Source organism: Bradyrhizobium sp. 141 (assembly GCF_023074055.1).
Classification (GTDB): domain Bacteria; phylum Pseudomonadota; class Alphaproteobacteria; order Rhizobiales; family Xanthobacteraceae; genus Bradyrhizobium.
Genome location: NZ_JADPKR010000045.1, coordinates 1 through 20753, shown reverse-complemented (window position 1 = coordinate 20753; position 20753 = coordinate 1). Strand labels below are relative to the sequence as shown.

Below are 20753 nucleotides of genomic sequence, written 5' to 3'. Positions count from 1 at the left end.
ATGGTTTGGAGTGCTGAGTGCAGACTACGCCGCGCGCACGCCTGCGAGGAACGTCCCGACTTCGCCGGAGAGCTGCTCGGCTTGCTTGGAGAGGTTCGAGGCCGCGGCGAGCACCATTCCGGCGGCATTGCCGGTCTCGTTCGCAGCGGTCGAGACGCCGCCGATATTGGTGGTGACTTCCCTGGTCGCCTCCGCGGTCTGCGAGACGCTGCGGGCGATCTCGGCGGTGGCGGCGCCTTGCTCCTCGATGGCCGCGCCGATCGAGGTCGCGATGCGGCTGACCTCCTCGATGGTGGCGGTGATGCCGCCGATCGCGTCCACGGCCTCCTTGGTCGCACCCTGGATCTGGGCGATCTTGTCGCCGATCTCGCGGGTGGCTTCCGCGGTCTGGCTCGCGAGCGACTTCACCTCGGAAGCGACGACGGCAAAGCCGCGGCCGGCTTCGCCGGCACGCGCGGCCTCGATGGTGGCATTGAGCGCGAGCAGATTGGTCTGGGCGGCGATGTTGGAAATCAGCTCGGCGACGTGTTCGATCTGCTGGGCGCCGTCCGAGAGCGCACGCACGATGGTGTCGGTGCGGCGCGCGCTGTCGACCGCGCGTCCCGTGACTTCTGCGGACTGGGCGACTTGGCGGCTGATCTCGGTGATGGAGGAGGAGAGCTCCTCGGCGGCAGCCGCGACGGTCTGGACGCGCTGACTGGCTTCGGTGGCGGCCGAGCCGACCAATGCGGCGCGGCGGTTGGTGCCTTCAGCGGTCGAGGACATCGACTTGGCGGTGGTCTCGAGCTCACCGGACCCGGACGCCATCAGGCCGACGAGCTGGCCGACGGAGGCGTCGAAGCGGTCGGCGAGCGCGATCAGGGCGTCGCGCTTCTCCTGCTCGGTCTGCGTCTTGGTGGCGACCTGTTCGGCTTCCAGCGAGCGCGCCGTCAAAGCCGTCTGACGCAGCACTTCGAGGGTCTCGGCCATACGGCCGATCTCGTCGCCACGGCCGGTTTCCTCGACCGGCTTGTCGATGGCGCCTTCGGAAATCTCCTGCATGCGGTTCTTTTGGCGCTCAAGCGCGCTGAGCACGTCGCGGGCGATCAGCCAGGACAGCGCCGCCATCAGCAGCATCAGGCCGATGCCGATCGCGGCCAGCTCCAGCGTCAGCGCGCGCACGTCGGCGTCGATGTCGTCGACGTAGAGGCCGTAGCTGATGGTCGCGTTCCAGGGCGCGAATTTGCGCGCGAATACGGTCTTGCGGACAGGTTCGGTCTGGCCGGGACGGGGATAGAGATAGGAGGCCACGCCACCCTGCGCGGTGTCGCTGCCGGCCTTGATGATGGCGTCCGCGATCAGCACGCCGTTGGAGTCCTTGGCCCCCGTGATCTTGCCTTCGAGCTGCTGGTTGGCGCCGTTCACGACCAGGGAGCCGTCCTGATTGTAGACCACCGGATAGCCCTGGTTGCCGTTGAAGTTCATGCGGCGGCCGCGCTGATGGAACTGGGCCTTGGCATCGGCCAGCGTCAGCTTGCCGGCGGTAACCTCATCCTGAAGCGATTGCGCGTAGTTGTAGAGCAGCTCGACGGCGGTCCGCATCTGCTGGACCCGATCCTCCATCATGCGGCTCTTGCTGAGCACGGCCGATACCCCGATGATGGCCGCAACCGTGAGCGCGGCGAGACACACCATGCTGGCAAGCTTGGTGCGGATCTTGAGGTGACTCAGCAGCTTCATCGCAGCCTCGATGGGAAATGGTTGTTATTGCTCGCGTCGGTAGCATGAAGTTCTTACCAATCATGAATGGACGCGTGCGACGTGCTGCCGCGCGCGGCGTCTGCAGCCGCGTGCGCAAACATGCAGGCCGAACGCGCCTCGCCGCGCGTGGCGGGTCAGGTCGCGGAGACAAATGATGTCGGAAGTTGGTGGTGATCAAGCGCGGCCGGAGCGGCAGTGAACCGATTCGCTCACCGCATCATCATGTCCGTGCTGCTCGTCGCGGCCCTCGTTCTGATCTGGAACGTGCTGGGGGCGCGCTGAGACGGCACCGGCGGATCTGCCGGTGCCGTCCTGCTTGCGGGTCAATTATGGACGCGTACGCGCCGCTATTTCTTGCCCATCGCTGCATCGGCGCTGACCGAGCCGCCGCCGGCCGCCGACAGATAGAGGCAGGCGAAGCAGAACAGGATCGCGGCGGTGCCGCCATTGAGCAGCGGCAGGAACACCGGCGTTTCGCCCTTGAGCATGTGGCCCATGAAGTAGGCGAAGGCCATTTCACCGGCGAGGATGAAAGCGGTGAGGCGGGTGAACAGGCCGAGCATCAGCAGCGCACCGAGCACGAGCTCAAGCGCGCCAGCCGCGTAGATCAGCGGCGGGATGTTGGCGAAGTAGGGAAGCACCGGAAACTTGAAGATCTTGGCGACGCCGTACTGAAACAGCAGCAACCCCGTGATGAAGCGAAACAGGCTCAAGAGAACCGGTTGAAAGCGAGTGAGATAGGGAAAGTCCATTGGTTTGTGCCCTCCATCCAATGCGCGACTTGGACCGTATTCAGTTCGACCCCGCAAGCGGCTCCGCGTCAATTTGCGCTGACATTTTTGTCATGACGGACAAAACAACGCGGGCGGAGGTTTCAGCCGCGTGCGATCCGCGTTTTTTGAGTGTATTCGCCTCACGCCCATCCGTAATTGTCCGGTGACGTCAATGCGTGCAGGTTACCTCTGAGACACCTACCGCCGTAAGGCGGGCACGATCAGGAACGGGATCATCCCGAGCACGACGCTCGCAAGCGCGAAGGCAAGCAGCGCGTTGTAGCCATGGGTCGCGTCATGGATCAGGCCGCCGCTCCAGGAGCCGAACGCCGAGCCGAGGCCACTGCCGATCGAGATCGTGCCGTAGATGGTTCCCACGCGCTTGCCCTGGAAGATCCTCATTGCGGTGGCGCTGATCAGCGGGCCGCGCGAGCCCATCATGCTGCCGAAGCAGACGATGAACCCGGTGAGCAGGAGGATGTTCGGCGAATACTGCAACAGCCAGAGCAGGAAGATGCCGATGATCGAGATCGCGTAGCTGAGCAGCACCGATGGCCGCCGCCCGATCAGCCCGTCGAGCGCGGACACGCCAAGCATTCCGAACACCAGGACGACGCCGGAAAAACCCCAGGCCGTCGCAGCCTGCAGCGGCGGGAAGCCGGCATCGATCAGATAGGCCACGATCTGCGCGGCAATCGCGTACATGCCGACGGCGGTGAAGAAGAAGGTCGCGAACAGCGCCCAGAAGGCGTGGTGGCGCATGGCGCCGAGAAGCGTCCAGCCATTGTCAACGAAGTCGGGATCGGTCTTCTTCACGACATGCGGCGAGCCCGCGGCGAACAGCCGCCACGGCAGCAGCATCAGCGGGACCAGCAGGCCCAATGCTGCGAGGCCGAACAGCTGATAGGTGTCGCGCCAGCCGATGTGGTCGATCAAGAGCTGCGATGCCGGCAGCAACGCCAGCACGCCGCCGCCCATTGCCGAATACACCACCGACATTGCGGTCGGCAGACGGGGCCCGAACCAGCGGCCGAGCAGGATCGAGTTCGGCACGATGCCGATGAAGGCGACGCCGATGCCGACGCAGAGGCCGATCGAAAGCTGGAACTGCCAGAGATGCTGGGCGTGGGCCGCGATCAGGAACGCCGCGCCGAGCAGCAGCAGCCCGAGCGCATAGACGATGCGCGGTCCGGAATGGTCGAACAGACGGCCGACGAAGGGCGCGGTGAGACCGCTCGCGAGCCAGGTGAGCGAATAGACCGAGACGATCTGCGCGCGGTCCCAGCCGAAGCTCTCCGAGATCGGCTTCAGGAACACCGTAAAACTGTCGCCGAGCCCGCGGCCGAGCACGGCCAGCGTGAAGCAGAGCGCGAGCACGACAAGCGCGGTGCGCACGGCGCTTTGCGGCGGCGTCGCGACGCCGTCCTTGCTCGTTTCCCTGGGCGTGTTCTGATCCATTGCCGGTCAGGGAGCGCGCTTCAGCGCACCCTGACAAGCAGCGAAAAGCTCATACGCCTATGCAGGCTTGATCAGGATGTGCTTCTTCTTGCCGAAGGACAGCTTGATCACGCCTTCCGGCGTCAGATTGCCTGCCGACAGTGCCATCTTCTCGTCGGTAACGGGCGCATCGTTGACGCGCAGGCCGCCGCCCTTGATCTGGCGACGTGCTTCGCCGTTCGAGGCGACGAGGCCGGCCTTGACGAAAGCGTTGAGCACGCCGAGGCCGGCGTCGAGCTCGCCACGCGGAATTTCCACCGTGGGCAGGCTCTCGGCGAGCGCGCCTTCCTCGAAGGTGCGACGCGCGGTCTCCGCTGCTTCGTTCGCGGCATCGCGGCCGTGCAGCAGCGCCGTCGCTTCGGTCGCGAGCACCTTCTTGGCCTCGTTGATCTCCGAGCCGCCGAGCGCCTCGAGCTTCTTGATCTCGGCTATGGGCAGCGTCGTGAAGAGCTTCAGGAATTTGCCGACGTCGGCATCCTCGGTGTTGCGCCAGTACTGCCAGAAATCATACGGCGAGAACTGGTCGGCGTTCAGCCACACCGCGCCCTGTGCGGTCTTGCCCATCTTGGCGCCCGATGCCGTCGTGAGCAGCGGCGTCGTCAGCGCGAACAATTGGTGGGTGCCCATGCGGCGACCGAGATCGACGCCCATGATGATGTTGCCCCACTGGTCCGAGCCGCCCATCTGCAATTTGCAGCCGGTGCGCTTGGCGAGCTCGACGAAGTCGTAGGCCTGGCAGACCATGTAGTTGAACTCGATGAAGCTCATCTCCTGCTCGCGCTCGAGGCGCAGCCGCACGGAGTCCATGGTCAGCATGCGGTTGACCGAGAAATGGCGGCCGACGTCGCGCAGCATCTCGATCCAGTTCAGCTTGGTCAGCCACTCCGCGTTGTCGAGCATGACGGCGTCGCTCTTGCCTTCGCCATAGCGCAGCACCTTTGCGAACACGCCGCGGATCGATTCCTTGTTGGCCTCGATCTCGGCGACGGTGCGCATCGCGCGGGTCTCGTCCTTGCCGGAGGGATCGCCCACCATGGTGGTGCCGCCGCCCATCAGCGTGATCGGCTTGTTGCCGGACTCCTGGAGCCAGTGCAGCATCATCATGGTCAGATAGTTGCCGATGTGCAGCGAGCGGGCGGTGCAATCGTAGCCGACATAGGCGGTCGCTTCGCCCTTGGCGGCGAGCGCGTCCAGCCCCTCGAAATCGGAGCACTGGTGGATGAAACCACGTTCCTGCAGGATATTGAGGAAATCCGATTTAAATGCAGTCATCTGTCGGCGTGCCTGACAATTCTTGGTTTACTGTTTTGGGGGCAATTTAAGTGTCTTGGGTGGGAACCCGATGGCCGCCCGCCACTTGGCGCTGTGGCATTATAAGATGTGTCCCTCTGGCACAAGATCGGCATGCCGGAGAGGGTGTTTGAGGACGCTGATCCCATGATGTTGACGGCACTCGGTTTGATGAGCGGCACCTCGCTGGACGGGGTGGATGTCGCGCTGATCGAGACCGACGGGAAGCAGGTGAAGGCGTTCGGGCCGTCCGGTTATCGGCCCTATCACCCGGCTGAACGCAATTTGCTGCGCCAGGCGCTCGCCGAGGCTGTACACCTACTGCAACGCGATGCCCGGCCGGGGATTCTGGCCGAGGCCGAGCGCGCTGTGACACAGGCGCATGCCGAGGCGGTGGCCGCCTTCTTCGCCCAGAACCGCATGAAGCCGGAGGATGTCGACATCGTCGGCTTCCACGGCCAGACCGTGCTGCACCGCCCCGAGAAGCGGCTAACGGTGCAGATCGGCGACGCGCTGGCACTGGCCAGGGCGATCCATATCCCGGTGATGCACGATTTCCGCGCCGCCGACGTCGAGGCTGGCGGGCAGGGCGCGCCCCTCGTGCCGGTCTACCACCGCGCACTCGCCCATTCGCTGGACCGCGAAGGGCCGATCGTCGTGGTCAATATCGGCGGCGTTTCCAACATCACCTATATCGACGGCAACGACACGCTGATCGCCTGCGACACCGGCCCCGGCAATGCGCTGCTCGACGATTTCATGTACCGCACCATGAACCAGGCGTTCGATGCGGAAGGAAAGTTCGCAGTGCTCGGGAAGGTCGATGGGGCCTGGATCGCCCGCGCGCTGGAGCTGCCGTTCTTTGCGTTGCCTCCGCCGAAATCGCTGGACCGCAACGACTTCGCTGCGCTCAAGCTCGGCGGCGTCGCGCCGGCCGATGGCGCGGCGACCCTGACCGCTTTCACCGCGGCGGCGATCGCCCGCATCATCCCGTTGTTGCCACGGCGGCCGCGGAACTGGATCGTCTGCGGCGGCGGCGCCCGCAACCTCACCATGCTGCGCATGCTCCGGGAACGGGTAGGATCGGCGACCGTCGAGGCCGCCGAGACGCTCGGCTGGGCCTCCGACGCTATCGAGGCTCAGGCCTTCGGTTTCCTCGCCGCCCGAGGCCTGAAGGGGCTGCCGCTGTCCTATCCGGCGACCACGGGCGTACCGATGCCGATGACGGGCGGGGTTATCGCGCGGCCCTGAGGTCCAGCAAACCGGGGTTGATGCAGTTGCATAGAACTTGACGAATGGATGCAAATGCATCAATGTTGGATGCAGTTGCATCAAACCTTCGGGATCATGCCATGACCGCTACCCTCAAACTGATCAGCCACAAGCTTTGTCCCTACGTGCAGCGCGCCGTGATCGCGCTCAAGGAAAAGGGCGTCCCGTTCGAGCGGATCGATATCGATCTTGCTGCCAAGCCCGACTGGTTTCTAAAGCTGTCGCCGCTCGGCAAGGTGCCGGTGCTGGTGGTGACGACCGACGAGGGCGAGGTCGCGCTGTTCGAGAGCAACGTGATCTGCGAGTACATCGAGGAGACGCAAGGCGGCGCGAAGCTGCATCCGGTGGATGCGTTGAAGCGTGCGGAGCACCGTGCCTGGATGGAGTTCGGCTCGGCGATCCTCGGCGATCTCTGGGGCCTGGAAACGACGACGGATCCGGCGACGTTCGAAAGCAAGCGTCAGGCGCTGGTCGCAAAATTTGCGCGGGTTGAAGCTGCGCTTGGCGAGGGGCCATTCTTCGCCGGCTCGCAGTTCAGTCTGGTCGACGCCGTGTTCGCACCCGTCTTCCGTTATTTCGACCTGTTCGACGACCTGACGGAGCACGGCATCTTCAAGGATGTGCTAAAGGTTCGTGCATGGCGTGCCGAACTGGCGAAGCGCCCAAGCGTCCGCACTGCTGTCGACGAAGACTATCCGCAACTGTTGCGCGCCTTCCTTGTCCGTCACGACGCGCATCTGCTCAAGCTCGCGGCCTGAGCGCATTCCGATGTCGCCGTCCATGGCTTGGCTGATGCTCGTGATCGCCGGCGCGCTTGATGTCGGCTGGGCGATCTCGATGAAATACGCGGAAGGTTACACCCGCGTGGGCTGGAGCATCGCTTCGCTCGTGCTGCTCGCGGCGTTCGTCTTCCTGCTCGGGCGTGCCTTGAAAGTGCTCGAGGTCGGCGTCGCCTATTCGGTGTGGACCGGCATAGGCGCGGCCGGCACCTTCATCATGGGCGTCGTGCTGTTCGGCGAGACCTTGAGCGCGACGAAGCTTGCGGGCATCGCGCTGGTGTTGATGGGGATCGTCGCGCTGAAGCTTGCCTAGCGGACGGGCGGATCAATCCGCCAATGCGGCATCGATTTGTTCCCGCATCTGGCGAATGTCTCGGGCGGGCGGCGCACCGAATTGGCGGAGATATTCGCGGCTAAACTGGGATGCGCTCTCATAGCCGACCGCGAAGGCGACGTCCGATGCGCTGTACTCGCCCCCCAGGAGCAGACGGCGTGCCTCCTGCAGGCGAAGCTGCTTCTGGTACTGGAGCGGGCTGAGGCCGGTGATCGCCGAAAAGTGCCGGTGCAGGCTCGCCCGGCTCATTCCGCTCGCCTCGCACAGGGCATCAATCCGCAATTGCTGGTCGTGGTTGTCCCTGATCCAGGCGATGGCGCGCCGGATGCGGACCAACGGCCCCTCCGGCTGCGCAATCTGGCGGAGAAGGAGTCCCTGAGGGCCTTGTAGGAGACGATAAAGCAATTCCCGCTCAACCATGGGCGCGAGGATTGAAATGTCGGCCGGCGTGTCCAGCAGCAAAAGCAGCCGAAGCAGCGCATCGCGAAGCTGGACCGTCATCGGATTGATCGACAGGCCGATCCCCTTGCCGCCGCTCTCCCTCATAGGCGGCATGGTAGCCGCCAGTTCTGCCAGCAAGGCGGGATCGAGTGTCAGCGAAACGCCGACATAAGGGCGATGGCGGCCGGCATCGAGCACTTGGCCCATCAGCGGCAGATCGAGGGCACTGATCAGGTATTGCGAACTGTCATAGCTCAGCACGCTGTTGTTGATCGCGACCCGTTTGGAGCCCTGAAGGATGAAGCAGACCATCGACCGGTAGAGGCACGGCGTCTCACCGGTCGAGGGATGTCCGACACTTAGCTCGACACGCGGGATCGGCGTGTGCGCCGTATCAGGCGTTGCGTGGCGCAAGGCGATGTCAAGATGCGGTTCGAAGACCCCGGTCATGCACGGACCATGTCAGTTCTCGTGGCAGGGGACAAGCCGGTTGAGACAATCGGGCAAGATGTTGATCCGATCAGGCGGGTTTGGGGGACGGGCCGAAGCTACTTTGCAGAGGCAGGCGGCGCTCATCGCGAGTGATTTGCCTCTCGCCACATCATCTCTCCCAAAGGCAGAACATGACTGACAGAATCGCTCTCATCAGCGGCGCCAGCCGCGGTCTAGGCCGCGCCATGGCGCTTCACCTCGCCGGCCGTGGGGCCGGCATCATCGGCACTTACCGCACCGGCGCTGGCGAAGCCGAAGCGTTGAAGCACGAAATCGAAGCGAAGGGCGGCAAGGCCGCGATGATCCCGCTCGACGTCACCGACACGTCGGGCTTTCCGCGCTTTACAGAAACTGTGGCTGCGGCGCTGCACGGCACCTTCGGCCGCCAGCAGTTCGACTATCTCGTCAACAATGCCGGGATAGGCGTGCGCGCCAATTTCGCAGAGACGACGGAAGAACAGTTCGACGCACTGGTGGCGACACATCTGCGCGGCCCGATCTTCCTCACCCAAAAGCTTCTGCCGCTGATCAAGGACGGCGGCCGTATCCTCAATGTCTCTTCCGGTTTCGTACGCTTCACTCTGCCCGGCTACAGCGTTTACGCGGCAATGAAGGCGGCGACCGAGGTGCTGACGCGCTTCATGGCCGTCGAACTGGGCGAGCGCAGGATTCGGGTGAATGCCATCGCGCCCGGCGCGATCGCGACCGATTTTGCAGGCGGTGCTGTGCGCGACAACGAGGCCGTCAACGCCTTCGTCGCGCAGGGTATCGCGCTCGGCCGTGTCGGCCTGCCGGACGATATCGGCGGCGCGGTCGCCGCAATCCTCTCAGACGACATGGGCTGGGCCAACGGCACCTGCTTCGATATCTCGGGCGGCCAGATGCTATAACCGCAGCGGCTTCGCAAGGGACGCGCAGAGCCTCCAGCACGCTCAAATTGGTTTGAGCGGCGAGCTCAGTCCCGTAGCCCGGATGGAGCGGAGCGCAATCCGGGGGCGTTTTCGGCGGTTCAAGTTTCCCGGATTCCGCTGCGCTTCATCCGGGCTACAAGTCTCTCAGCGCACGTTGGCGAGGCGCATGTCGAGATAGGCCGTGATGGTTTCCATCAGCGGCTCGAGCTTGGCGTCGAAGAAATGGTTGGCGCCCGGGATGACCTGCTGGTCGATCACGATGCCCTTCTGCGTCTTCAACTTCTCGACCAGCGTGTTGACGTCCTTGGGCGGCACCACCGCATCCTTCTCGCCGTGCACGATCAGCCCTGACGACGGGCAGGGCGCGAGGAACGAGAAGTCGTAGAGATTGGCCGGCGGTGCGATCGAGATGAAGCCCTCGACCTCGGGGCGGCGCATCAAGAGCTGCATGCCGATCCAGGCGCCGAAGGAGAAGCCGGCGACCCAGCAGGCGCGCGCTTCGGGATTGATGGTCTGTGCCCAGTCGAGTGCGGCGGCCGCATCCGACAATTCGCCGGTTCCGTGGTCGAACGAGCCCTGGCTGCGGCCGACGCCGCGGAAGTTGAAGCGCAGCACGGAGAAGCCACGATGCGCGAAGGCGTAGTAACACTGGTACACGATCTGATGGTTCATCGTGCCGTGAAACTGCGGGTGCGGATGCAGGATCATCGCGATCGGCGCGTTCTTCTGCTTGGCCGGGTGATAGCGGCCCTCGAGGCGGCCGGCAGGGCCAGTGAAAATAACTTCAGGCATGGATGTCTCTGATTGAGTCCTTGGAGGTGATCCCTGCGCAATCAACCGATTGTGGCTCCATCAGCGTTGCCGCCGACAAGAGCACGAATGGAGGTTGGAGAGGCGCGCCCTCGGATGATGCGCGAGTGGCGCGCAGGTGAACTGATGCGCGCCTTCTAACACGAGGCGAGGGTCAAAAAGCAAGCTTCTTCGACATCTCTCAATGGGCTCAAGAGCTTAGCCAGTCATCGCAGCGTCATGCCCGGCCTACCGCGGATGATGGAGACGTTGCCTGGGTTCAATCGGGAGATGGCAGGGGCGGCTGCTCCGCCGTAGCGCACCGATCAACCGATTGGAATCACGACTGTTTATAGATCTCCGGCCGATCGACGGGAGCGATTCCCACCGGGGCGGCTCGGCTTCCGAGCGAGGCGACCGCCGGCCGGTAACGCCGGCTGCCTCCGAGCGTCTGCCCGTTGTCGAAGGCGAGCTCGAAATCTCCGGACGCCTTGAGGTCCACGCCGCGCACCCGGTCGAGATTGGCAAGCCTGGTCCGATGAACGCGAACGATGGCGAAGCGCGCCAGCTCGCTTTCTGCCGCTGCCAGGGTGCCGCGGATGAGGTGCTGGGTGCCGTCGGCGAGGCTGTATTCGATGTAGTTGCCGGCGGAGGCGACCCAGATTATGTCGCGCGGCACCACGCGAATGCGACTCGTACCATCGCGCAGCCAGATCAAATCGGGGGACGACGAGCGTTGCGGGGCGGGCGGCGCCGACGGAGCGACTGCGGCCTTCCTCAGCTCACGCCGGCTTTCGATCAGCCAGAGCGTGCCGGCGATCAGGACAACGGCCACGGCGTCCTTGCGAAATTCGTACAGAACCGTCGCGAGCGAGAAACGGAAGTCGTAGGCGCTTCCGGCCAGCCAAAGCGCAAGCTTCCGCACCCAGACCATGCCGGTGATGTGGAGGGCGGAGAAGCCGAGCAGGGCGATCGCCCCGATTCCCGCCCGCGGCGAGGCCGGGTGTTCGGCGCATGCGGCGGACTGCCAGCACCAGGATCGGCAGCAGCAGCAGGATGACGGCGATGCTCGACATCTCCCAGAACAGCCGCCGGCCGATGTCGTAGCTGTCGCCGCGCCAGGCGGCGTCCTGAGCGCCCGAAAACGCATTGACGATTCCGATCGCGAGCGCCACGGCCGCAATCGCAGCGAACATCGTCCGGTCGCCGCCGCTGATCCCAAGAGGCCCGCTGTTCGTCCCAGCCGCCGGCGGCTCATCCCCTCGGCTCCGATTCTGATCCCAAACCGGCTCGACGCGCTCCGTCGGCGGGGCATTTTCGGTGTCAGCCATGGCCCGAAAACCGCATTTGTCGTCCCGTCAAGGAGCAGAAAACCATGACAACACCACAGCAATTCCAAAACCCGGAAAGGCGTATCGATCTGGATTGGGTGCGGATTTTAGCCTTCGGGTTGCTGATCTTCTACCACGTCGGCATGCTCTACGTGTCCTGGGGATTTCACATCAAGAGCGTCCACCGGCTGACCTGGCTCGAACCCGTGATGTTGTTCCTCAACCCCTGGCGGCTGTCGCTGCTGTTCCTGGTGTCGGGGGTTGCCACCCGCTTCATGCTCGGCAAGTCCAGTCCGGCCACGCTCGCCGCCGCGCGTTCGGCCCGGCTGCTGATTCCGCTGATCTTTGGCATGCTCGTGATCGTGCCGCCGCAGTCCTATCTCCAGATCGTGGAAAGCCTCGGCTATCCCGCCGGCTTCTTCGATTTCTACGCCAGGCACTACTTTGCCTTCGGTGCGCAATTCTGTCCGAACCCATGCATCGTGTTGCCGACCTGGAACCATCTCTGGTTCGTGGTCTATCTGTGGGTCTACACGATGGCCCTGATCGGCGTGCTCGCGCTATGGCCGGCCGGCGCCGACTGGCTTGGTCGGAAGCTGGCTGTCGCGCTCGCCGGGCCGTGGCTCCTGATCGTGCCCTGCCTGCTGTTTGCGGTCTGGCGCCTGGTGCTGTTCCCGGCTTTCCCGTCGACGCATGCGCTGTTCGGTGACTGGTACAACCATGCGGACCACGCGACGGCCTTCTTGCTGGGTTTCCTGCTGGCGAAGCAGGAGGCGATCTGGCGCAATGTCGAGCGCCAGCGCTGGGCGGCACTGGTGGCTGGAGCCGCCTGCTTCTCTGCCTTCATCCTGGTTCGCGCCGGTCTGTTCGCGCCGTCGTCCGCGCTGAAGTGGTTCGCGGCCTCGGCCTATGGTTGCTATCAATGGCTCGCGATCGCCGCCGTGCTGGGCTTTGCGCGACGTCACCTCACCACCGACACTCCCGTGCGCCGCTATCTGACCGACGCGATCTTCCCGTACTACATCATGCACCAGACCGCGATCATCGTGATCGCGCATGCATTGCATGACAGCGGGCTCCCGGCCGGGATCGAGGCCTCCATTGTCATCATCGGAACGGCACTCACATGTGTCGCTACCTATGAAATCGTCCGGCGCATCGCCTGGCTGAGGCCGCTGTTCGGATTGCGGGCGGTGCCGCGGACGGTTGCCAGGATCGAGCAGCATCAGCCGGCCTGATGCGCGCGGCTGTCCGATTGGTCGGATGGCAAAAGGTGCTAAGAGGGCGAGATGCCGACCCGTGTCTATCTCGACTGGAACGCGACCACGCCGCTGCACCCCGAGGCGCGGGCGGCCATGGTCGCGGCCTTTGACCTCCTCGGCAATCCGTCGTCGGTCCATGCCGAGGGGCGGGAGGCGCGGCGATTGGTCGAGGAGGCCCGCGCCGAACTTGCCTTGGCAGTCGGCGCGGTGCCGCGGAACGTCGTCTTCACCTCGGCCGGAACTGAGGCCAATGCGCTGGCACTTTCACCGGGTCTGCGTGGACCGTCCCGCGGTCCTGTCGAACGGCTGCTGGTCTCCGCGGTTGAGCACGCCTCGGTGCTGGCAGGGGGCCGGTTCCCGGGTGCCACGATCGGCCTGATCCGCGTCACGCGCTCCGGATTGATCGACCTTGAGCATCTGAAGGCGCAGCTCAAGAACGGTCCGCCCGCGCTGGTTTCGGTCATGGCCGCGAACAATGAAACGGGCGCGCTCCAACCGGTCACTGAAGCCGCACGGATCGTCCACGAGGCTGGCGGCCTCCTGCACGTCGATGCGATCCAGGCGTTGGGAAAAATCCCGTTCGACATCAAGGCTGTAGGCGCCGACCTTGCGACCTTTTCTGCGCACAAGATCGGCGGCCCCAAGGGGGTCGGCGCCCTGGTCGTGGCCGAGGGGATCGTCGGACTGGAGCCGGTGCTGCGGGGCGGGGGGCAGGAGCTCAACCGTCGTGCCGGAACCGAGAATGTTGCCGGCATCGCCGGCTTTGGCGCGGCGGTGAAGGCCGCGCTTCAGGCTCTGCGCGAGGATGCGAAGCGCATGGCAACCCTTAGAAGTCGCTTGGAAAATGGCATCCGGGGGATTGCGGGCGCAACGATCTTCTCGGACGAGGTTGAACGGTTGCCAAATACCGTCCTGTTCACGGCGCCTGGCCTCAAGGCGGAGATTGCCGTGATTGGCTTCGACCTCGAAGGCGTCGCGGTGTCCTCGGGTTCGGCCTGTTCCTCGGGCAAGGTCCAGCCGTCCCACGTTCTTTCGGCCATGGGCTATGACCCGGTGGTGTCCCAGGGAGCGGTGCGTCTCAGTCTGGGCTGGTCCACGGGACCAGATGACATCAATAGGGCGTTAGAGGCTTGGCGAAAGCTCGGTAATACCCTACTTAAAGGGTAAGCGACGAAACACGGCTTGAACGGTTCTAAGCCCGTGCTTTCCACCAAAAAACATCGTAATAGACATCGTAATACTCGTCCGAGTTTGATCCACCGCGGTCCTTGAAACCGCGAGCGGAGGATGGAATGCCAGCCGTACAAGAGACGGTCGAGCGCGTGAAGCGCATCGACGTCGACCAATATCGTTATGGGTTTGAAACCCTGATCGACACCGAGAAGGCCCCCAAGGGGCTGTCGGAAGAGATCGTCAAGTTCATCTCGCAGAAGAAGAACGAACCCGCCTGGATGCTCCAGTGGCGCCTTGAGGCCTATCGGCGCTGGCTGACCATGGTTGAGCCGACCTGGGCGCGCGTCGACTATCCCAAGATCGACTTCCAGGACCTCTATTATTACGCGGCGCCGAAGCCGAAGAAGACGGTCACCTCGCTCGACGAGATCGATCCGGAGATCCTCAAGACCTACGAGAAGCTCGGCATTCCCTTGCGGGAAGTCGCCATGCTTGAAGGCGTGGAACCCAAGCCAGGCGAGGAAGACCCGGCCCGCCGCAAGATCGCGGTCGACGCAGTCTTCGATTCGGTTTCGGTCGCGACCACCTTCAAGGCCGAGCTGAAGAAGGCCGGCGTGATCTTCATGCCGATCTCGGAGGCGATCCGCGAGCATCCCGAGCTGGTGCAGAAGTATCTCGGCTCGGTGGTTCCGACCTCCGACAATTTCTACGCGACGCTGAACTCGGCGGTGTTCTCCGACGGCTCGTTCGTCTACGTGCCGCCCGGCGTGCGCTGCCCGATGGAGCTGTCGACCTATTTCCGCATCAACGAGCGCAACACCGGCCAGTTCGAGCGCACGCTGATCATCGCGGACAAGGGCTCCTACGTCTCCTACCTCGAAGGCTGTACCGCGCCGCAGCGCGACGAGAATCAGCTCCACGCGGCCGTGGTCGAGCTGGTCGCGCACGACGATGCCGAAATCAAATATTCGACGGTGCAGAACTGGTACCCCGGCAACTCGGAAGGCAAGGGCGGCATCTACAATTTCGTCACCAAGCGTGGCGACTGCCGCGGCGACCGTTCCAAGATCTCCTGGACCCAGGTCGAAACGGGTTCGGCGATCACCTGGAAGTATCCAAGCTGCATCCTGCGTGGCGATAATTCGAGCGGCGAGTTCTACTCGATCGCGATCTCGAACGGCTTCCAGCAGGTCGATTCGGGCACCAAGATGATCCATCTCGGCAAGAACACGTCGAGCCGGATCATCTCCAAGGGCATCGCCGCCGGCAAGTCGCAGAACACCTATCGTGGGCTCGTGACGGCGCATCGCAAGGCGACCGGCGCCCGCAACTTCACCGCCTGCGATTCCTTGTTGATCGGCGACAAATGCGGCGCGCACACCGTGCCGTACATCGAGGCCAAGAACTCCTCGGCGACGTTCGAGCACGAGGCGACGACCTCGAAGATCTCCGAGGACGTGCTGTTCTACTGCATCCAGCGCGGGCTTAGCCAAGAAGAAGCGGTCGGCCTCGTCGTCAACGGCTTCGTCAAGGACGTGCTGCAGCAACTGCCGATGGAATTCGCGGTGGAAGCGCAGAAGCTGATCTCGATCTCGCTTGAAGGGTCGGTCGGCTAGCTCCGGCCTCATCCTGAGGAGGCCGCGCAAGCGGCCGTCTCGAAGGATGGATACCGCAAGATTGTTGGCCTCATTCCTTCGAGACGCGCCTTCGGCGCTCCTCAGGGTGAGGGGATAGATGGAAAAACATTATGGCTTTGCTTGAAGTGAAAGACCTGAAGGTTCGTGTCGAGGAGCGTGAGATCCTCCACGGGCTGACGCTGACCGTGAACGAAGGCGAGATCCACGCCATCATGGGGCCGAACGGATCCGGCAAATCGACGCTCTCGCACGTCATCGCCGGCAAGCCCGGCTATGAGGTCACCGACGGCCAAATCCTGTTTCGGGGCGAGGACCTCCTGGAGATGTCGCCGGATATGCGGGCGGCCAAGGGCGTGTTCCTGGCGTTCCAGTACCCGGTCGAGATTCCCGGCGTCGCCACCATGAACTTCCTGCGCACGGCCCTGAACGCGCAGCGCAAGGCGCGCGGCGAGGATGAATATTCGACGCCGGATTTCCTCAAGAAGGTCCGCGAGGTCTCGAAGTCGCTGAACATCCCGCAGGACATGCTCAAGCGCGGCGTCAATGTCGGCTTCTCCGGCGGTGAGAAGAAGCGCAACGAGGTGCTGCAGATGGCGCTGTTCGAGCCGAGCCTGTGCATCCTCGACGAGATGGATTCCGGCCTCGACATCGACGCTCTGCGCATTGCGGCCGACGGCGTCAACGCGCTGCACTCGCCCAAGCGCGCGATGGTCGTGATCACCCATTATCAGCGGCTGCTCAACTACATCGTGCCCGACGTCGTGCACGTGATGTCGAAGGGCCGTGTCGTGAAGAGCGGCGGCAAGGAACTGGCGCTGGAGCTGGAAGCGTCCGGCTACGCCCAGTTCGAGGATGCCGCGTAAGGATGTTTGCAATGAACGTTGCTGTGGCAAAGACCGGAAAGGGCCGCGCGGTGAGCGATCTCTTCACCAGCGCCGAGGGCCGGCTGCCGGGTTCGTCCGCGGTCACCGCAGTGCGCCGCGAGGCGTTCGAGACGTATGAGCGTCTCGGCCTGCCGCACCGCCGGATCGAGGAATGGAAATACACTGACCTGCGTGCATTGGTCGGCGAGGTACTGACGCTGGCGGCTGCGCCCGATGCGGCCGCGCTGAAACGCGCTGCGGATGCGGTGAAGGCGCATGCGATCGACGGCGCCCGCAAGCTGGTGCTGGTCGACGGCGTGTTCGCGGCCGATCTGTCGGACGTCAAAGCGCTGGCTTCTGAAGCAGGTTTCAAAACGCTGCGGGAGACGCTGGATAAGGACGCCGGTCTGCTGAAGACCGCGTCCACCGATGCCGTGATCGCGCTGAACGCGGCGATGGCGACCGACGGCGTCGTGCTGTCGATCGCCGACGGCGCCAAGCTGTCCGCGCCGATTCAGATCATTCACATCGCGACCGCTTCGTCGGCGTCGGCGTTCACCCGCTCGCAGGTCACGATCGGGAACGACGCGCGTGCCACCATCGTTGAAAGCTTCGTTGCGGCGGGCAGCAAGGCCTACCAGGTCAATGACGCCGTGATCGTCTCTGTCGGCAACAATGCTGACGTCGCACATATCCGTCTGATGGACGATGCGCCTGACGCGGTGAACGTCTCGTCGCACTTCGTCACCATCGGTGCCAATGTGAAGTTCAACTTCTTCAACATGACCACCGGCGCCGCGGTCAGCCGTCTCCAGGGCTTCATCACGCTGGCGGGTGAGGGCAGTGAGCTCTCCGCCAACGGCGTCAACTTGTTGCAGAAGACCGAGCATGGCGACACCACGCTGGTGGTCGACCACGCCGTGCCGAACTGCGTTAGCCGCGAGATCTTCCGCGCCGTGATCGACGACCGCGCGCATTCGGTGTTCCAGGGCCGCATCATCGTCCGTCCCGACGCGCAGAAGACTGACGGCAAGATGATGACGCGCGCGCTGCTGCTCTCGGACGAAGCCGAGGCCGACAACAAGCCCGAGCTCGAGATCTTTGCAGACGACGTCTCCTGCGGCCACGGCGCCACCGCCGGCGCGCTCGACGACAGCCTGCTGTTCTATCTGAAGGCGCGCGGCCTGCCGGAGAAGCAGGCCCAGGCGCTGCTGATTCAGGCCTTCGTAGGCGAGGCGATCGAGCAGATCGCCGATGACGGCTTGCGCGAGCACGTGATCGGCATTGCCGAGCACTGGCTGGAGCGGCGGTCATGAGCACGCATCCGGCGGTCAAGAACGGCGCCTACGACGTCGCGCGCGTGCGCCAGGATTTTCCGGCGCTCGCCATGCAGGTCTACGGCAAGAATCTGGTCTATCTCGACAACGCCGCCTCTGCGCAGAAGCCGAGCGCCGTGCTCGACCGCATGACGCAGGCCTATCAGTCCGAATACGCCAACGTGCATCGCGGCCTGCACTACCTCGCCAACGCCGCGACCGAAGCCTATGAGGGTGGCCGCACCAAGGTTGCGCAATTCATCAACGCGCCCCGAACCGAGGAAGTGATCTTCACCCGCAACGCGACGGAGGCGATCAATCTGGTCGCGTCTTCGTGGGGTGGCCCGAATATCGGAGAAGGCGACGAGATCGTCATCTCGATCATGGAGCACCACTCCAACATCGTGCCCTGGCATTTCCTGAGGGAACGCCAGGGTGCCGTGATCAAATGGGCGCCGGTCGACGACGAAGGCAACTTCCTGATCGACGAGTTCGAGAAGCTGCTGACGGCCAAGACCAAGCTGGTCGCAATCACGCAGATGTCGAACGCCCTCGGCACCATCGTGCCGGTCAAGGAGGTCGTAAAGATCGCCCATGCCCGCGGCATTCCGGTGCTGGTCGACGGCAGCCAGGGCGCGGTGCATCTGCCCATCGATGTCCAGGACATCGGCTGTGACTTCTACGTCTTCACCGGCCACAAGGTGTACGGCCCGACCGGCATCGGCGTGCTCTGGGCCAAATACGACCATCTGGTCGCGATGCGTCCCTTTAACGGCGGCGGCGAGATGATCCGCGAGGTCTCGCGCGACATCGTCACCTATGGCGATCCCCCGCACAAATTCGAGGCGGGCACGCCCGCGATCGTCGAGGCCGTCGGCCTGGGCGCTGCCATCGACTACGTCAATTCGATCGGCAAGGAACGCATCGCCGCCCACGAGCACGATCTCACCACCTATGCCCAGGAGCGCCTGCGCGAGATCAACTCGCTGCGGCTGATCGGCACCGCGCGGGGCAAGGGCCCGGTGATCTCCTTTGAGCTCAAGGGCGCGCACGCCCACGATGTCGCGACCGTGATCGACCGCCAGGGCATCGCGGTGCGCGCCGGCACCCATTGCGTGATGCCACTTTTAGAGCGGTTCAACGTCACGGCCACCTGCCGGGCCTCGTTCGGCATGTATAATACGCGGGAAGAAGTCGATCATCTGGCACAGGCGCTTTTGAAGGCGCGGGATTTGTTCGCATGAGTGACACGGCCGAAATCAAAGCTAGTCCGATGGAGACCCATTCGGCGCTGCCGCCGGAGGAGACCGAGCGTCTGACCACCGAGATCATCGCGGGCCTCAAGACCGTGTTCGATCCGGAAATCCCGGCCGACATCTACGAGCTCGGCCTGATCTACAAGGTCGAGATCAAGGACGACCGTTCCGTCGACGTCCAGATGACGCTGACGACGCCGAATTGCCCGGCCGCCGGCGAGCTGCCGACCATGGTCGAGAACGCGGTCGCCAGCGTGCCCGGGGTCGGCGTGGTCGACGTCAAGGTCGTCTGGGAGCCGCCGTGGTCGCCCGAACGCATGAGCGATGAGGCGCGCCTCGTCCTCAACATGTGGTGACGGTCTCTGCTCGCATTGAATTCGCTCCGCAACGGACCACATACATAACATGACCCAGGCAACACCAGCTTCGACACCAAAGCCCCGGCGGCCCCGCCCGCAGGTGATGCGGCTGACGGACGCTGCTGCCCAGCGCATCACCGAGCTGACCCAGCGCGCCGATTCCGAAATCGTCGGCCTGCGCGTCGGCGTGAAGAACGGCGGCTGCGCCGGCCAGTCCTACACGGTCGAATACGCCCACGATGTCCGCCCGACCGACGAGGTCGTCGAGGACAAGGGCGTCAAGATCCTGGTCGACCCCAAGGCCGTGCTGTTCCTGCTCGGCACAGAGATGGACTACAAGGCCGACAAGATGCAGGCCCAGTTCGTCTTCAACAACCCCAACCAGATCTCCGCCTGCGGCTGCGGCGAGTCGGTCGAGCTGCGCCCGGCGAAGATCGAGGGGTAGTTTCGTCTCCACGCTCTCCCGTGTCCCGGACGCGCTGCAGCGCGCTTGCGCTGCTGCGCGGAGCCGGGACCCACGCTATACTTCCCGTCGTAGAGGGACTGGGCCCCGGCTCAGCAGCGCCATAGCGCGTCGAAGACGCGCGTAAACGCGCTTATGGCAGGGCGCGCTGCGGCTGGGGCAGGAGGGAGCGTGCGCATGGACCGCGAATTCCTGACCGACCTGTTCGCCGATTTCGGCCCCGTCACCATCCGCAAGATGTTCTCCGGCTACGGCATCTCCGCCGATGGCATCAACTTCGCCCTGGCCTTGCGGGCCGGCCTGTTCTTCCGCGCCGACGAGGTGACCATCCCAGACTTTGAAGCCGAAGGCTCAAAGCCGTTCCAGTATTCGACCCGCGCCAAGACCGTGACGGTCAACTCCTACTGGGAGCTGCCGGCGCGCCTGTTCGACGATTCCGAGGAATTGGTGCAATGGGCGAGGGCGGCACTCGCCGCCGCCCAGCGTGCCAAGGTGAAGACACGGCCGAAGGAGAAGAAGGCGACGAGCAAGCCAGCGAAGGTTGCAAAGAAGGCTGCAGCGAAGAAGAGATCGACCAAGAAAGCAGCCGCGAGAGCGGTGCGGTAGGGTGGGCAAAGCGGAGCGTGCCCACCATTCACGATCGTAGCTGGAGAATGGTGGGCACGGCGCTGCGCGCCTTTGCCCACCCTTGTATTAGGGCGATCGATTATATTGAGCCGTTCCGTGAGGAATGGCCCAGCCCGGGTGGCCGCCCGAGCTGGGTCGCCGTTCGATC

20 protein-coding genes are annotated in these 20753 nt (G+C 64.1%); 13 read left to right on the top strand and 7 right to left on the bottom strand.

All coding sequences use genetic code 11. From position 1 onward, the window contains the following. Nucleotides 1–24: 24 nt before the first annotated feature. The 4 genes from IVA81_RS12330 to tyrS all read right to left on the bottom strand — a co-directional run bounded on the left by IVA81_RS12330 (nucleotide 25) and on the right by tyrS (nucleotide 5282). Nucleotides 25–1719 carry a methyl-accepting chemotaxis protein gene (locus IVA81_RS12330; RefSeq protein WP_247316791.1) on the bottom strand — a complete coding sequence of 565 codons (1695 nt, stop codon included), beginning with the start codon at nucleotides 1717–1719 and terminating at the stop codon, nucleotides 25–27. A gap of 368 nt (nucleotides 1720–2087) precedes the next feature. Further along, nucleotides 2088–2492, bottom strand: a complete 405-nt coding sequence (locus IVA81_RS12325) for a DoxX family protein (protein ID WP_247316790.1) — start codon at nucleotides 2490–2492, stop codon at nucleotides 2088–2090. A 219-nt stretch (nucleotides 2493–2711) separates the two neighbouring features. Beyond that, the gene (locus IVA81_RS12320; protein WP_247316789.1) at nucleotides 2712–3971 is read right to left on the bottom strand and encodes an MFS transporter; all 1260 of its coding nucleotides are present in this window, start codon (nucleotides 3969–3971) and stop codon (nucleotides 2712–2714) included. 57 nt (nucleotides 3972–4028) lie between these two features. Continuing rightward, nucleotides 4029–5282 carry a tyrosine--tRNA ligase gene (gene tyrS, locus IVA81_RS12315; RefSeq protein ID WP_247316788.1) on the bottom strand — a complete coding sequence of 418 codons (1254 nt, stop codon included), beginning with the start codon at nucleotides 5280–5282 and terminating at the stop codon, nucleotides 4029–4031. Nucleotides 5283–5447: 165 nt separating this feature from the next. Here tyrS and IVA81_RS12310 point away from each other — a divergent pair, with 165 nt between their 5' ends. The 3 genes from IVA81_RS12310 (at nucleotide 5448) to IVA81_RS12300 (ending at nucleotide 7664) form a co-directional block, all read left to right on the top strand. Further along, nucleotides 5448–6551 (top strand): anhydro-N-acetylmuramic acid kinase, encoded by a 1104-nt coding sequence (locus IVA81_RS12310; RefSeq protein WP_247316787.1) that lies wholly within the window; start codon nucleotides 5448–5450, stop codon nucleotides 6549–6551. A 101-nt stretch (nucleotides 6552–6652) separates the two neighbouring features. Beyond that, the gene (locus IVA81_RS12305) at nucleotides 6653–7330 is read left to right on the top strand and encodes a glutathione S-transferase family protein (protein ID WP_247316786.1); all 678 of its coding nucleotides are present in this window, start codon (nucleotides 6653–6655) and stop codon (nucleotides 7328–7330) included. 10 nt (nucleotides 7331–7340) lie between these two features. Beyond that, entirely contained in the window at nucleotides 7341–7664 is a 324-nt protein-coding gene (locus IVA81_RS12300) for a multidrug efflux SMR transporter (RefSeq protein WP_247316781.1), read from the top strand. Between the two features lie 12 nt (nucleotides 7665–7676). On the opposite strand, the gene IVA81_RS12295 is transcribed toward IVA81_RS12300, so the two are convergent. Continuing rightward, entirely contained in the window at nucleotides 7677–8576 is a 900-nt protein-coding gene (locus IVA81_RS12295) for an AraC family transcriptional regulator (RefSeq protein ID WP_247316779.1), read from the bottom strand. Nucleotides 8577–8749: 173 nt separating this feature from the next. Between IVA81_RS12295 and IVA81_RS12290 the strand changes: the two genes are divergently transcribed. Beyond that, nucleotides 8750–9508, top strand: a complete 759-nt coding sequence (locus tag IVA81_RS12290; protein ID WP_247316777.1) for an SDR family oxidoreductase — start codon at nucleotides 8750–8752, stop codon at nucleotides 9506–9508. A gap of 165 nt (nucleotides 9509–9673) precedes the next feature. On the opposite strand, the gene IVA81_RS12285 is transcribed toward IVA81_RS12290, so the two are convergent. Beyond that, a complete protein-coding gene (locus IVA81_RS12285) occupies nucleotides 9674–10321 on the bottom strand; it encodes an alpha/beta hydrolase (protein WP_014495555.1) in 648 nt (215 codons plus the stop codon). 337 nt (nucleotides 10322–10658) lie between these two features. Beyond that, nucleotides 10659–11252: a LytTR family DNA-binding domain-containing protein gene (locus IVA81_RS12280; RefSeq protein WP_247316775.1), complete on the bottom strand. Its 594-nt coding sequence runs from the start codon at nucleotides 11250–11252 to the stop codon at nucleotides 10659–10661. A gap of 441 nt (nucleotides 11253–11693) precedes the next feature. On the opposite strand from IVA81_RS12280, the gene IVA81_RS12275 reads away from it, so the two are divergent. The 9 genes from IVA81_RS12275 to IVA81_RS12235 all read left to right on the top strand — a co-directional run bounded on the left by IVA81_RS12275 (nucleotide 11694) and on the right by IVA81_RS12235 (nucleotide 20584). After that, nucleotides 11694–12887, top strand: coding sequence for an acyltransferase family protein (locus IVA81_RS12275; protein WP_247316773.1), 1194 nt, complete (start codon nucleotides 11694–11696; stop codon nucleotides 12885–12887). A gap of 51 nt (nucleotides 12888–12938) precedes the next feature. After that, complete coding sequence (locus tag IVA81_RS12270; RefSeq protein WP_247316772.1) at nucleotides 12939–14078, top strand: cysteine desulfurase family protein; 1140 nt, start codon at nucleotides 12939–12941, stop codon at nucleotides 14076–14078. Nucleotides 14079–14203: 125 nt separating this feature from the next. Further along, nucleotides 14204–15700 (top strand): Fe-S cluster assembly protein SufB, encoded by a 1497-nt coding sequence (sufB, locus tag IVA81_RS12265; protein ID WP_247316770.1) that lies wholly within the window; start codon nucleotides 14204–14206, stop codon nucleotides 15698–15700. Nucleotides 15701–15831: 131 nt separating this feature from the next. Beyond that, nucleotides 15832–16584: a Fe-S cluster assembly ATPase SufC gene (gene sufC, locus IVA81_RS12260; RefSeq protein ID WP_247316764.1), complete on the top strand. Its 753-nt coding sequence runs from the start codon at nucleotides 15832–15834 to the stop codon at nucleotides 16582–16584. Between the two features lie 11 nt (nucleotides 16585–16595). Beyond that, entirely contained in the window at nucleotides 16596–17900 is a 1305-nt protein-coding gene (sufD, locus tag IVA81_RS12255; RefSeq protein WP_247316762.1) for a Fe-S cluster assembly protein SufD, read from the top strand. Further along, entirely contained in the window at nucleotides 17897–19144 is a 1248-nt protein-coding gene (locus IVA81_RS12250) for a cysteine desulfurase (RefSeq protein WP_247316755.1), read from the top strand. Before sufD ends, IVA81_RS12250 begins: the two co-directional genes overlap by 4 nt. Next, entirely contained in the window at nucleotides 19141–19512 is a 372-nt protein-coding gene (locus tag IVA81_RS12245) for an SUF system Fe-S cluster assembly protein (protein ID WP_018323035.1), read from the top strand. Before IVA81_RS12250 ends, IVA81_RS12245 begins: the two co-directional genes overlap by 4 nt. 49 nt (nucleotides 19513–19561) lie before the next feature. Continuing rightward, entirely contained in the window at nucleotides 19562–19960 is a 399-nt protein-coding gene (locus IVA81_RS12240) for an iron-sulfur cluster assembly accessory protein (RefSeq protein WP_247316753.1), read from the top strand. A gap of 195 nt (nucleotides 19961–20155) precedes the next feature. Further along, the gene (locus tag IVA81_RS12235; protein WP_247316745.1) at nucleotides 20156–20584 is read left to right on the top strand and encodes a TfoX/Sxy family protein; all 429 of its coding nucleotides are present in this window, start codon (nucleotides 20156–20158) and stop codon (nucleotides 20582–20584) included. The last annotated feature ends 169 nt before the right edge of the window (nucleotides 20585–20753 follow it).

Bases quoted from the DNA above. Each gene is read 5' to 3' on its own strand.
- IVA81_RS12290 (WP_247316777.1), top strand. From the start codon at position 8,750: ATGACTGACAGAATCGCTCTCATCAGCGGCGCCAGCCGCGGTCTAGGC.
- IVA81_RS12320 (WP_247316789.1), bottom strand. From the start codon at position 3,971: ATGGATCAGAACACGCCCAGGGAAACGAGCAAGGACGGCGTCGCGACG.
- IVA81_RS12295 (WP_247316779.1), bottom strand. From the start codon at position 8,576: ATGACCGGGGTCTTCGAACCGCATCTTGACATCGCCTTGCGCCACGCA.
- IVA81_RS12330 (WP_247316791.1), bottom strand. From the start codon at position 1,719: ATGAAGCTGCTGAGTCACCTCAAGATCCGCACCAAGCTTGCCAGCATG.
- IVA81_RS12325 (WP_247316790.1), bottom strand. From the start codon at position 2,492: ATGGACTTTCCCTATCTCACTCGCTTTCAACCGGTTCTCTTGAGCCTG.
- sufC (WP_247316764.1), top strand. From the start codon at position 15,832: ATGGCTTTGCTTGAAGTGAAAGACCTGAAGGTTCGTGTCGAGGAGCGT.
- IVA81_RS12285 (WP_014495555.1), bottom strand. From the start codon at position 10,321: ATGCCTGAAGTTATTTTCACTGGCCCTGCCGGCCGCCTCGAGGGCCGC.
- IVA81_RS12245 (WP_018323035.1), top strand. From the start codon at position 19,141: ATGAGTGACACGGCCGAAATCAAAGCTAGTCCGATGGAGACCCATTCG.
- IVA81_RS12235 (WP_247316745.1), top strand. From the start codon at position 20,156: ATGGACCGCGAATTCCTGACCGACCTGTTCGCCGATTTCGGCCCCGTC.
- IVA81_RS12275 (WP_247316773.1), top strand. From the start codon at position 11,694: ATGACAACACCACAGCAATTCCAAAACCCGGAAAGGCGTATCGATCTG.
- IVA81_RS12250 (WP_247316755.1), top strand. From the start codon at position 17,897: ATGAGCACGCATCCGGCGGTCAAGAACGGCGCCTACGACGTCGCGCGC.
- tyrS (WP_247316788.1), bottom strand. From the start codon at position 5,282: ATGACTGCATTTAAATCGGATTTCCTCAATATCCTGCAGGAACGTGGT.
- IVA81_RS12240 (WP_247316753.1), top strand. From the start codon at position 19,562: ATGACCCAGGCAACACCAGCTTCGACACCAAAGCCCCGGCGGCCCCGC.
- IVA81_RS12270 (WP_247316772.1), top strand. From the start codon at position 12,939: ATGCCGACCCGTGTCTATCTCGACTGGAACGCGACCACGCCGCTGCAC.
- sufD (WP_247316762.1), top strand. From the start codon at position 16,596: ATGAACGTTGCTGTGGCAAAGACCGGAAAGGGCCGCGCGGTGAGCGAT.
- IVA81_RS12310 (WP_247316787.1), top strand. From the start codon at position 5,448: ATGATGTTGACGGCACTCGGTTTGATGAGCGGCACCTCGCTGGACGGG.
- IVA81_RS12305 (WP_247316786.1), top strand. From the start codon at position 6,653: ATGACCGCTACCCTCAAACTGATCAGCCACAAGCTTTGTCCCTACGTG.
- sufB (WP_247316770.1), top strand. From the start codon at position 14,204: ATGCCAGCCGTACAAGAGACGGTCGAGCGCGTGAAGCGCATCGACGTC.
- IVA81_RS12300 (WP_247316781.1), top strand. From the start codon at position 7,341: ATGTCGCCGTCCATGGCTTGGCTGATGCTCGTGATCGCCGGCGCGCTT.
- IVA81_RS12280 (WP_247316775.1), bottom strand. From the start codon at position 11,252: ATGGTCTGGGTGCGGAAGCTTGCGCTTTGGCTGGCCGGAAGCGCCTAC.